The organism is Streptomyces sp. NPDC056580, assembly GCF_042793175.1.
Classification (GTDB): domain Bacteria; phylum Actinomycetota; class Actinomycetes; order Streptomycetales; family Streptomycetaceae; genus Streptomyces.
The window spans coordinates 125,712-137,891 of record NZ_JBHTVE010000012.1 but is presented as its reverse complement, the minus strand read 5'-3'; the positions used below and the strand labels follow the sequence as shown (position 1 = coordinate 137,891).

The 12,180-nt window shown below is 71.7% G+C and carries 8 protein-coding genes; all 8 read right to left on the bottom strand.

Translation table 11 applies throughout. From position 1 onward, the window contains the following. Positions 1-93: 93 nt before the first annotated feature. The gene (gene tpiA / locus ACFQ9Z_RS26420) at positions 94-870 is read right to left on the bottom strand and encodes a triose-phosphate isomerase (RefSeq protein WP_383023426.1); all 777 of its coding nucleotides are present in this window, start codon (positions 868-870) and stop codon (positions 94-96) included. 3 nt (positions 871-873) lie between these two features. Continuing rightward, positions 874-2,085 carry a phosphoglycerate kinase gene (locus tag ACFQ9Z_RS26415; RefSeq protein ID WP_383023423.1) on the bottom strand — a complete coding sequence of 404 codons (1,212 nt, stop codon included), beginning with the start codon at positions 2,083-2,085 and terminating at the stop codon, positions 874-876. 144 nt (positions 2,086-2,229) lie between these two features. Continuing rightward, positions 2,230-3,237: a type I glyceraldehyde-3-phosphate dehydrogenase gene (gene gap / locus ACFQ9Z_RS26410; RefSeq protein WP_383023419.1), complete on the bottom strand. Its 1,008-nt coding sequence runs from the start codon at positions 3,235-3,237 to the stop codon at positions 2,230-2,232. 296 nt (positions 3,238-3,533) lie between these two features. After that, the gene (locus ACFQ9Z_RS26405; protein ID WP_383023415.1) at positions 3,534-6,488 is read right to left on the bottom strand and encodes a M14 family zinc carboxypeptidase; all 2,955 of its coding nucleotides are present in this window, start codon (positions 6,486-6,488) and stop codon (positions 3,534-3,536) included. 152 nt (positions 6,489-6,640) lie between these two features. After that, positions 6,641-7,630: a DNA-binding protein WhiA gene (gene whiA, locus ACFQ9Z_RS26400; RefSeq protein ID WP_383023412.1), complete on the bottom strand. Its 990-nt coding sequence runs from the start codon at positions 7,628-7,630 to the stop codon at positions 6,641-6,643. Next, a complete protein-coding gene (yvcK, locus tag ACFQ9Z_RS26395) occupies positions 7,621-8,715 on the bottom strand; it encodes a uridine diphosphate-N-acetylglucosamine-binding protein YvcK (protein ID WP_383023407.1) in 1,095 nt (364 codons plus the stop codon). The genes whiA and yvcK overlap by 10 nt, the downstream gene beginning before the upstream one ends. Next, a complete protein-coding gene (gene rapZ, locus ACFQ9Z_RS26390) occupies positions 8,712-9,737 on the bottom strand; it encodes an RNase adapter RapZ (protein ID WP_383023404.1) in 1,026 nt (341 codons plus the stop codon). Before rapZ ends, yvcK begins: the two co-directional genes overlap by 4 nt. Beyond that, complete coding sequence (gene uvrC / locus ACFQ9Z_RS26385; protein WP_383023401.1) at positions 9,734-11,908, bottom strand: excinuclease ABC subunit UvrC; 2,175 nt, start codon at positions 11,906-11,908, stop codon at positions 9,734-9,736. The genes rapZ and uvrC overlap by 4 nt, the downstream gene beginning before the upstream one ends. Positions 11,909-12,180 lie beyond the last annotated feature (272 nt).

Below are 12,180 nucleotides of genomic sequence, written 5' to 3'. Positions count from 1 at the left end.
CTCGGAATCGGATGGACGACGGGGGCACAGCACCTGGGCCGTGCCCCCGCAAGGGTACGACGAATCGCCGTTACCGCCTACTCACGGCCCTGATCACTGATCGCGGAACCGAACGATCTTCACGAACTCGTCGGCGTCCAGCGAGGCGCCGCCGACCAGGGCGCCGTCGATGTCTGCCTGCGCCATGATCTCGGCGACGTTGCCCGACTTCACGGAGCCGCCGTACTGGATGCGGACCTTGTCGGCCAGCTCCTGGGAGTACAGCTCGGCGAGCTTGGCGCGGATGGCGGCGCAGACCTCCTGGGCGTCCTCGGCGCCGCAGACCTTGCCGGTGCCGATGGCCCACACCGGCTCGTAGGCGATCACGACCGTCTCGGCCTGCTCGGCCGGGAGGTCCTTCAGACCGCCCTCGACCTGGGCGAGGGTGTGCGCGACGTGGTCGCCCGCCTCGCGCACGTCCAGCTCCTCGCCGACGCACAGGATCGGGGTGAGGCCGTGCCTGTAGGCGGCCTTGACCTTGGCGTTGACGATGTCGTCGGTCTCGTTGTGGTACTGCCGGCGCTCGGAGTGGCCGACCGCCACGTACGTGCACTTCAGCTTGGCCAGCATCGAGCCGGAGATCTCGCCCGTGTAGGCGCCGGAGTCGTGCGCCGACAGGTCCTGGGCGCCGTACTTGATCCTGAGCTTGTCGCCGTCGACCAGGGTCTGCACGGAGCGCAGGTCGGTGAAGGGCGGCAGGACGGCGACCTCGACGGCCTCGTAGTCCTTGTCGGCCAGGGCGAAGGCGAGCTTCTGGACGTGCGCGATGGCCTCGAGGTGGTTGAGGTTCATCTTCCAGTTGCCCGCCATCAGCGGCGTGCGGGTGCTCAAAGGTCAGTCCTCCAGTGCGGCGAGGCCGGGGAGCGTCTTGCCCTCGAGGTATTCGAGGGAGGCGCCGCCACCGGTCGAGATGTGGCCGAATGCGTTCTCGTCGAAGCCGAGCGTACGCACGGCCGCGGCGGAGTCACCGCCGCCCACGACGGTGAAGGCGTCGGTGTCGACGAGAGCCTGGGCGACCGCCTTGGTGCCCTCGGCGTAGTCGGGGTGCTCGAAGACGCCCATGGGACCGTTCCAGAAGACGGTCGCGGCGTCGGCGAGCTTCGAGGCGTAGAGCTCGCGGGTCCTCGGGCCGATGTCCAGGCCCTCCTGGTCGGCGGGGATCTTGTCCGCGTCGACCACGCTGTGCTCGGTGGGGGCCTTGGTCTTCAGGTCCGGGAACTCCCGGGAGACCACGACGTCGACGGGGAGCACCAGCTCGACGCCCTGCTTCTCGGCGCGCTCCATGTACTCGGTGACGGCCGGCACCTGGTCCTCCTGGAGCAGGGAGATGCCGACCTCGTAGCCCTTGGCCTTGAGGAAGGTGTAGGCCATGCCGCCGCCGATGAGGAGGCGGTCGGCCTTGCCGAGCAGTTCGTCGATGACGGCGAGCTTGTCGGAGACCTTGGCCCCGCCGAGCGCGACGACGTAGGGGCGCTTGACGTTCTCGGTGAGCTTCTTGAGGACGCCGACCTCGGTGACGATGAGGTAGCCGGCGTAGTGCGGCAGGCGGGCCGGGAGGTCGTACACGGAGGCGTGCCTGCGGTGCACCGCGCCGAAGCCGTCGCCGACGTAGACGTCGGCGAGGGCGGCGAGCCGGTCGGCGAACGCGCCGCGCTCGGCGTCGTCCTTGGCCGTCTCGCCCGGGTTGAAGCGGAGGTTCTCCAGGACGGCGACCTGGCCGTCGGCGAGGCCCGCGACGGTCTCCTGGGCCGACTCGCCCACGGTGTCGGCCGCGAAGGCCACGGCGGAGCCGAGGAGTTCACCCAGGCGGGAGGCGGCCGGGGCGAGGGAGAAGGCCGGGTCCGGGGCGCCCTTGGGGCGGCCCAGGTGCGAGGCGACGACCACCTTGGCGCCCGCGTCCGCGAGGGCCTTCACGGTGGGCAGGACGGCGCGGATGCGGCCGTCGTCGGTGATGGTCCCGTCGGCGAGCGGCACGTTGAGGTCGGCGCGGACGAAGACCCGCTTGCCGCTCACGCCGTCGGCGAGAAGTTCGTCGATCGTCTTCATGCGGTGGACTCCTGAGGAGGGCTCTTGATGCCCCTGATCGTATGGGGGCGTGGTCCGTACGCGAGACAGGGCCCGGACAGCGCGACGGTGCGCTGCCCGAGCCCTGCTCTCACTTCAAGGTCCTGCTGCTGTGATCTGCGGCGATCAGAGCTGGTTGCCGACGAAGACCGTCAGGTCGACGAGGCGGTTGGAGTAGCCCCACTCGTTGTCGTACCAGCCGATGACCTTCACGTTCTTGCCGTCCTGGACCATGGTCAGGGACGAGTCGAAGGTGCAGGACGCCGGCGCGTGGACGATGTCCGAGGAGACGATCGGGTCCTCGGTGTAGTCCAGCAGGCCCTTCAGCTCGCCCTCGGCGGCCTTCTGGAAGGCGGCGTTGACCTCGTCCTTGGTGACCTCGCGGCCGAGTTCGACGACCAGGTCGGTGACCGAGCCGGTCGGGACCGGGACGCGCATGGCCATGCCGTCCAGCTTGCCCTTGAGCTGCGGCAGGACCAGCGCGGTGGCCTTGGCGGCACCGGTGGTGGTCGGGATGATGTTCTCGGCGGCGGCACGGGCGCGGCGCAGGTCCTTGTGCGGGAAGTCGAGGATGCGCTGGTCGTTCGTGTACGCGTGCACCGTCGTCATGAGGCCCTTGACGATGCCGAAGTTCTCGTCGAGCACCTTGGCCATCGGCGCCACGCAGTTGGTGGTGCAGGAGGCGTTGGAGATGACGTGGTGGTTCGCCGGGTCGTACTTGTCCTGGTTGACGCCCATCACGATGGTGATGTCCTCGTTCTTGGCCGGAGCCGAGATGAGGACCTTCTTCGCACCGCCCGCGATGTGCTTCTCGGCGTCTTCCTTCTTGGTGAAGATGCCGGTCGACTCGATGACGATGTCGACGCCCAGCTCGCCCCAGGGGATGTCGGCCGGGTTGCGCTCGGACAGGACCTTGATGGTGTGACCGTCGACGGTGATCGTGTCGGCGGTGTGGGAGACCTCCTGCTTGAGGCGGCCCAGGATCGTGTCGTACTTGAGCAGGTGCGCCGTGGTGGCGGTGTCACCCAGGTCGTTGACAGCCACAACCTCGATGTCCGCACCCTGCTCCAGCAGCGCGCGGAAGTAGTTACGGCCGATGCGGCCGAAGCCGTTGATGCCTACGCGGATCGTCACGAACCGATCTCCTCGTTGGTACGCCGGCCATGGGGTGCCGGCGAGCTGTATTTGGGATGTCCCCGACCACCCCCGACCCTACCGCTCCGGGGGCCCTGGGGTGACATTGAGATGCCGCATACACGGGCAGGCGGTCCGTACCCGTCAGTAGGGTACGGACCCTCCCGGATCGACGTTCGTTTCACTCCCATTTGTCACGGACCGCGAGTGCCCGCCGACGCTTTTTTCACTCGTTCGTGAGCGGGTCGGCTCACCTGATGACCAAGCTCCGCCGCACCGTTGAGAAGGGGTTGCGCTCACCTGTCGAGCGCGGCCAACGCCTTCCTCGTCACGGCTGCCCGGTCGGCGGCCGACGGCACCTGTTCCAGGCCGAATCCGAGCAGCACCGTGTCGTCGGTGGTGACCGCTCCGTACGTCTGGAACAGGGTTCCGGTGCGCGTCCAGTCCTTCAGCACCGCCGGGCTGCCCGGGGGCGGTCCGGACACCTTCCAGGGGCCCAGCGACGACTCGAACCCCTCGGTCTGCCTCGCCGCGCCCCCGACGACGAGGGAGGCGTCGTCGGCGAGGACGCCGTGCCCGCCGCTGCCCGGGTCGGTGACGTAGGCGATGGAGACCTCCACGGTCCGGCCGGCGTAGGCGCTGAGGTCGAAGCCGGTCTGCCGCCAGCCGCCGGAGCTGCCGGTGAGGCTGTGCCACGAGCCGGTGGCGCCGGTCGCGGCGCAGGTGCCGCCGTCGAGCGTCAGGTAGTGCCCGAGCCACGGGTGCTCGCCGATCAGGAAGCCGGCCCCGCACTCGGCCGGCACCGAGTCCGTGGTGGCCCCGCCCGTCTCCGGCAGGGTCGTCCAGTCGTCGGCGCCCGCGGTGTGCGCCTCGATCACCGCGTGGTCGTAGCCGGGTTCGGTGTCCCAGAGCAGCCGGGCGGAGAGGGTGGGGCGGTCGGCCGCGGCGACGCCGGTGAGGTCGATGGTGCGGGTGAGGCGTTTGTAGGCGTCGTCGGTGTGCACCGCGGCGGCCATGGCGGTGCCGCTGTACGGGCCGTACGGGTTGACGGTGCCCGCGAACCGGCCCGCTCCCTCGCTCCTGAACTGCGGGTACGTGGACGGGGGCAGCTCGTCGGAGGTGACGCCGTAGGTGCCGGCCCTGTCCAGCGGATTGCCGGGCGCGTCGCCGAGGGCGCCGCTGTAGCCGGCGAGGGCGCCGGAGCCGGTGAAACCGGTGGCCCCCTTGGTCGAGGTACGGCTGTAGGCGCCCAGGTAGTACTGGCTGAAGTCGTCGGACAGGGTGCCGTCGCCGAGGTCGACGCCGCCGCCGGCCAGCTCGCCGGCCTCGATCAGCCTGCCGCCCTCGTTGAGGTAGGCGCGCAGCTGGAGCTGGGTGGCGTTGGCCGGGCCGCTCGCGCCCGAGTAGTGCACGACGGTGCGGAAGTGCCTGAGCACGCCGAGGGCGTCCGGGGCGCCCTGACGGGCGACGTCCCACACGACCGCACGGCGCCCGGCCGCCCGGAGCGCGTCCACGTACTTGCGCGCCTCGGTGGCCGTCGCGCCCTCCTCGGCGACGACAAGGGTGTCCGCCGGGGGCCGCTCGGCGACCGTGTACGTGAAGTGCGGGCCGGTGGCCCTTCCGCCCCTGCCGGTCCGGCCGGTGAACCACACCTCGACCCGGTCGCCCGGCCGGCCGCCGGGCACCGTGGCCCGGTACTCGTCGAAGTAGAGGTTGTCCTCGCCGCCGTAGGTCCGGCCGCCCTTCCAGGGCCGCAGCGGCCGCTCGTGCGTACGGCCCCCGTTGACGCGGTACTTCAGCTCCTTGCCCCGCACCGCCCTGCGGACGACGGCGGACACCTCCTGGCCGTCGCCGCGGGCGTACGACGTGGTGAACGCGGCCGGGGTGATGTCGGCGGCGTCGAGCCCGACCGAGGAGACCGGCCGGTCGGGGTGGGCGGCGGTCTCGGCGACGGAGAGCGCGAACGGGACGTTCTTGGCGAACTCCTGCTGGGTCAGCCTCTCGTCGTCGGGGAAGTTGAAGACCGACTGGCAGTCCTCGGGCTTCCAGGCGTCGCCCGGGTCGACGGCCGACGCGGTCTGGCAGGTCGACATCTCGGGGGTGAACATCGAGACGCCGTTGACGTTCGAGGCGTGGCCGTCCGCCTCGCCGTTGGTGGTGTAAAGCTCCGAGGAGAGCTGGGAGCGGTAGCCCGGGACGGCCGGCCTGGCGGGGGTGCCGGCGAGCGCCCGGTAGAGGACGTCGTCGGGGGTGGGGGTGGCCACCTGCCAGCCGACGCCGTACAGCAGGAGTTCGGCCGCGGAGTGGTAGTTGACGGCGTACTTGAACCCGACCCGCTTCTCCAGGGCGTCGACGGCCCTGGTCTCGGGCTCGGAGCCGGGGCTCGCGCCGCGGTAGGTCTGGCTGGTGGGGCTGGGGGACGAACCCTCGTCGTCGTAGCCCCACTTGTAGGCGAAGTTGCGGTTGAGGTCGACGCCGTCGCCGGTGCTGATGACACCGTCGCCGTTGTTGTCGCGGAGGTTCTTGCGCCACAGGCGGTTGGCGGGGCTCCTGAACGTGTAGTCGTAGCCGTCGGGGTTGGCGGAGAGGACGAACCACAGCTCGGTCGTGTCGACGATTCTCCTGATCCGCCGGTCGGTCCGGTAGTTGTCCAGGTAGTAGTGCATCAGGCGGCGGGTCGTCTCCGGCGTGATCCACTCGCGCGCGTGCTGGTTGGACATGTACAGCACGGAGGGCCTGGAGCCGTCCTTCGACTTCCTGGCGTCCCTGGTCAGCCGGAGCGCGAGGATGTCCTGGCCGTCCACGGTCCGGCCGATGGACTCGACCTTGGTGAGGCCGGGGTTGGCCCGGGCCGTCCGCAGGATCTCCTCCTTCAGGCCGCCCTTGCCGCTGTACGGGCGGAACACGCCCTGGGCCGCGCCCTTCAGGCGGGCCGCGGTCCGGTCCGGCAGGGTGTGCTCGGTGAGCCGGACCCCCTGCCGTTCGAGCGTCCGCGCCTGTCCTTCCGTCAGATAGACCTCGACGGCGGTCCGACCGCCCGCGGCGACCTGCCCGGACAGCTCGCGGCCGTCCTGCCCGGCCGCGAGGAGCAGGGGCAACTGCTGGCGGGTGACCTGGGCGCGGTAGACCTTCACCTCGTCGGGGCGGGACGGGGCGGAGTCCGCGCTGCGGGCCTGGGCGACGGGCGTGAGGCTCGCGGCCGCGGCGAGGAGCGCGCCGACAGCGAGGATCGATCTCGCTCTGTGTCTCATGAACCCCCCTCGGACCTGACCGCCACAGCGGCGACCAGGCTGCCAGGTTCATGTCACTCCACCATCGAGTCAAGGGCGCCTCATGGACAGGCAAACGCCGGTGCCGGCACGCCCAAGTGGGCGCCGGCACCGGCGAGTCGACGCGGGACGGATCAGCCGGCCAGGTTGTCCGCCAGCTCCTCCGAGAGATTGGCCTCCGTGCCCGGCAGGCCCAGGTCGGAGGCGCGCTTGTCGGCCATCGCCAGCAGCCGGCGGATACGGCCGGCGACCGCGTCCTTGGTGAGCGGCGGGTCGGCGAGCGCGCCCAGCTCCTCCAGGGAGGCCTGCTTGTGCTCCATGCGCAGGCGCCCGGCGGCGGCGAGGTGCTCGGGCACCTCCTCGCCGAGGATCTCAAGGGCCCGCTGCACCCGGGCGCCCGCGGCCACGGCGGCGCGGGCCGAGCGGCGCAGGTTGGCGTCGTCGAAGTTGGCGAGCCGGTTGGCGGTGGCCCGCACCTCGCGCCGCATCCGGCGCTCCTCCCAGGCCAGCACGGACTCGTGCGCGCCGAGCCGGGTCAGCAGGGCGCCGATCGCGTCACCGTCGCGCACGACCACCCGGTCCACTCCGCGCACCTCGCGGGCCTTGGCGGCGATGGACAGCCGGCGAGCCGCACCCACCAGGGCGAGCGCGGCCTCCGGACCGGGGCAGGTCACCTCAAGGGAGGAGGAGCGGCCCGGCTCGGTCAGCGAGCCGTGCGCCAGGAACGCTCCGCGCCAGGCGGCCTCCGCGTCGCAGGTGGCCCCCGAGACCACCTGCGGGGGCAGGCCCCGGATCGGACGGCCGCGGCCGTCGACGAGCCCGGTCTGCCGGGCGAGCTGGTCGCCGCCCGCCACCACGCGGACGACGTAGCGCGAGCCGCGGCGCAGGCCTCCGGGCGCCATCACGATCAGTTCCGAACTGTGGCCGAAGATCTCCAGGATGTCCCGCTTGAGCCGGCGGGCGGCCATCGCGGTGTCCAGCTCCGCCTCGATCACGATGCGCCCGCTCACCAGGTGAAGGCCGCCGGCGAACCGCAGAATGGCGGAGACCTCCGCCTTCCTGCAGCAGGTCCGGGTGACGGGGAGCCGGGAGATCTCGTCCTTCACCGCTGCCGTCATCGCCATGGGCCGATCCTTCCATGCATCCGAAAAATACGGTCGTACGCGGCGGCCAACAGCTCCGGGTCGTGCCGGGGGCTTCCGTCGGTCCGGGCCACCGGGGCCAGCTCGACCGCGGCTCCGAGCCGCTTGGCGGCCTCGGTGAGCGAGTCGCGGTCGGGCACGGCGGCCTCGTCGGCCAGCACCACGTCCAGGGCGAGTTTAGGGGCGTGTCGCCCCAAAACCTCCAAATGACGCTGCGGGGAGAAGCCGTCGGTTTCTCCGGGCTGCGGGGCGAGGTTCAGCGACAGTACACGGCGCGCCTTGGTCGCGGTGAGGGCGTCCAGCAGCTCGGGCACGAGCAGGTGCGGGATCACCGAGGAGAACCAGGAGCCGGGGCCGAGCACCACCCAGTCCGCGTCCAGGACGGCGGCGACGGCCTCCGGGACGGCGGGCGGGCCGTGCGGCACGACGTGCACCGACTGCACCTCGCCCGGGGTGAGGGCCACCGTGGCCTGGCCGCGGACGGTGTCCACGTCCTCGGGGCGCTCCGGATCGTGCCCCTTGACCAGGGCCTGCAGCTCCAGCGGCACCGCGGACATGGGCAGCACCCGCCCGTGCGCGCCGAGCAGCTTGCCGACCAGGTCCAGGGCCTGGACGTGATCGCCGAGCTGCTCCCACAGCGCCACGATCAGCAGGTTGCCGACGGCGTGGTCGTGCAGGTCGCCCTGGGACTGGAAGCGGTGCTGGATGACGCGGGCCCAGGTCTGGCCCCAGTCGTCGTCCCCGCACAGCGCGGCCAGCGCCTTGCGCAGGTCGCCGGGCGGCAGCACGCCCAGCTCGTCGCGCAGGCGCCCGCTGGAGCCGCCGTCGTCGGCCACCGTGACGACGGCGGTGAGGTCGCCGGTGATCCGGCGCAGCGCGGCGAGCGAGGCGGACAGGCCCATGCCGCCGCCGAGCGCGACGACCTTGGGCTGGGTCCCCCGTCTGCGGGGCCGGCCGCCGCGGGCCTCCGCCGGGCGGACCGCCCGGCCGTCGGCCGTGGTGCGGCTCGAGCGGCTGTCAGGCACCTGCCGGCGCAGCCGGCTCAGCCGCCGTGTACGTTCCGTCATTCCCGTCCCATGTCCCGGTGCACGACCACCGTCTCCACGCCCTCGGCCACGAGGCGCGCGGCGAGCTTCTCCGACATGGCCACCGAGCGGTGCTTGCCCCCCGTGCAGCCGATGGCGATGGTCACATAGCGCTTGCCCTCGCGCCGGTATCCGGCCGCGACGAGGCGCAGCAGCTCGGCGTACCGGTCGAGGAACTCCTTGGCGCCGGGCTGGTTGAAGACGTACGCCGCGACCTCCTCGTTGAGGCCGGTGTACGGGCGCAGCTCCGGGACCCAGTGCGGGTTGGGCAGGAAGCGCATGTCCGCGACCAGGTCGGCGTCGACCGGGAGGCCGTACTTGAAGCCGAAGGACATGACGGTGGCCCGCAGCTCGGGCTCCTCCTCGCCGGCGAACTGGGCGTCCATCTTGGCGCGCAGCTCGTGCACGTTGAGGCTGGAGGTGTCGATCACCAGGTCGGCGTCGCCGCGCAGCTCGCGCAGCAGCTCGCGCTCGGCGGCGATGCCGTCGACGATCCGGCCGTCGCCCTGCAGGGGGTGCGGGCGGCGCACCGACTCGAAACGGCGCACCAGGGCGTCGTCGGAGGACTCCAGGAAGACGATCCGCCGGGTGACGTGCTTGGCCTCCAGGTCGGCGAGGGACTCGCGCAGATTGTCGAAGAAACGGCGGCCGCGCACGTCGACGACGACCGCGATCCGCGCCACGTTGCCCTGGGAGCGGGCGCCCAGCTCGACCATGGTGGGAATGAGGGCCGGCGGGAGGTTGTCGACGACGAACCAGCCGAGGTCCTCCAGGCACTTCGCCGCCGTGGACCGGCCGGCTCCGGACATGCCGGAGATGATCACCAGTTCGGGGATGGCCGCCTCGGTGGGGCCGGCCGGTGTGACGTCCGTGCTCACCTTTGCTCCGTTGTCCTGAACCGGCTGCCGCGGGTGTCCGCCGGCCGCCTGCCGCGGCTGGTTCCCGCCCGCTTCCCCGTGCGCCTGTTCTCGCTGTGCCGTGGGGTGTTCGCCGTGCTCGGTCATGTCTCCTGCCCCCGTCGTTCGTCCGGGAGGCCCGCGGTCGCGGACTCTCCCGCGGAACCCGCCGTCGTACCGGGTTCCTCGTCCTCAATGATCTCTCCGGTCGCCGTGTTCACGGCGGGTCCGGCCGGGACCGCCCCGGCGAGGGCCGCGGCGATCGTCTCGGCCGTCTTCCGGCCTATCCCGGGCACTTCCTGGATCTGTTCGATTGTGGCGGACCGCAGCCTCTTCACCGAGCCAAAATGCTTGATGAGCGCCTGTTTGCGGGTGTCGCCGAGGCGGGGCACGTCGTCCAGGGGGCCGGCCCGGAAACGCTTGGCGCGCTTGGTGCGCTGGTAGGTGATCGCGAAGCGGTGGGCCTCGTCGCGGACGCGCTGGAGCAGGTACAGGCCCTCGCTGGTGCGCGGCAGGACCACCGGGTCGTCCTCGCCGGGTACCCACACCTCCTCCAGGCGCTTGGCGAGGCCGCACACGGCGATGTCGTCGATGCCCAGCTCGTCCAGCGCCCGCCGGGCCGCGGCGACCTGCGGCTGCCCGCCGTCGACGACCACGAGCTGGGGCGGGTAGGCGAACTTCCTCGGGCGGCCCTCCTCGTCCTTGAGGGCGCCGTCGATCACCTCCGTCGCGGTGAGCGGAACCGTGCCGCCGCCCGCCGGCGCGGCGCCTTCCCCGGCCGGCCCGGCCCCTTCGCCTGCCGGAACGGCCCCGTCGGCGGTGCGCGCGGTACCGCCGTCGGCGCCGGTCTCCTCGCCGTCGGCCCACTCCCCCGTCCGCTCCTTCTCCGCGAGGTAGCGCCGGAAGCGGCGGCTGATCACCTCGTGCATGGAGCGGACGTCGTCCTGCCCGGCGAAGCCCTTGATCTGGAAGCGCCGGTACTCGCTCTTGCGCTGCAGCCCGTCCTCGAAGACGACCATGGAGGCGACCACGTCGTCGCCCTGGAGGTGCGAGATGTCGTAGCACTCGATGCGCAGCGGGGCGCTGTCCAGGTCCAGGGCCTCGGCGATCTCCTCCAGCGCGCGCGAACGCGTGGTCAGGTCGGAGGCGCGCTTGGTCTTGTGCAGGGCCAGGGACTGCTGGGCGTTGCGCTGCACGGTCTCCATGAGCGCCTTCTTGTCACCGCGCTGCGGCACGCGCAGCGAGACGTTCGCCCCGCGGCGGCCGGCCAGCCACTCCTGGACCGGCTCGACCGGCTCCGGCAGGGCCGGGACCAGGACCTCCCTGGGCACGGCGTCCCCGCTCTCCTCGCCGTAGAGCTGCTGCAGGGCGTGCTCGACCAGGGCGCCGGTGGTGACCTCCTCGACCTTGTCCGTCACCCAGCCGCGCTGGCCGCGCACCCGGCCGCCGCGCACGTGGAAGATCTGCACCGCCGCCTCCAGCTCGTCCTCGGCGACGGCGATGAGGTCGGCATCGGTCGCGTCGGCGAGCACGACCGCGCTCTTCTCCATGGCCTTCTTCAGGGCCCCGATGTCGTCGCGCAGGCGGGCGGCCCGCTCGTATTCCATCTCCTCCGCGGCCTGGGTCATCCGCCTCTCCAGGCGGCGCAGGTAGGTGCCGGTGCGGCCGGCCATGAAGTCGCAGAACTCCTCGGCCAGCTCCCGGTGGTCCTCGGGGGTGATCCGGCCGACGCAGGGGGCGGAGCACTTGCCGATGTAGCCGAGCAGGCAGGGACGGCCCGTGCGGGCGGCGTTCTTGAAGACACCGGCCGAGCAGGTGCGCACCGGGAAGACCCGCAGCAGCAGGTCGACGGTGTCCCGGATGGCCCACGCGTGCGCGTACGGGCCGAAATACCTGACGCCCTTCTTCTTGTGACCGCGCATCACCTGAACGCGCGGGAACTCCTCGTTCATCGTCACCGCGAGGTACGGGTAGCTCTTGTCGTCGCGGTACTTGACGTTGAACCGGGGGTCGTACTCCTTGATCCAGGAGTACTCCAGCTGCAGCGCCTCGACCTCCGTGGACACCACGGTCCACTCCACGGACGCGGCGGTGGTCACCATCGACCGGGTGCGGGGGTGCAGGCCCGCCAGGTCCTGGAAGTAGTTCGCCAGGCGCTGGCGCAGGCTCTTCGCCTTTCCGACGTAGATCACCCGGCGGTGCTCGTCACGGAACCTGTACACCCCGGGAGAGTCCGGGATCTCACCCGGCCTGGGGCGGTAGCTGGAGGGATCGGCCATGGTTCACACCCTACTGGCGAGCACCGACACCGCGCCGGGCCTGTGGACGGCGCACCGGGCGGGCGCTCCCGAAAGAGATCCGGGCGGCCGCTCGGCGGGGAGGCGGACGGGCCGGAAACGGCGTGCGCGGGAGGCCGTCAGCCGGCCGGAGCGGACACCGGCCGGTCCGCGGTGTTGTCGGGGCATGGTCAACACGCTTCAATGCGTGGGAACTCGGGACCGTGCCACCGGGCACGGACGCGACGTGCGCGGACATGGGCGTGCCCGGGTGC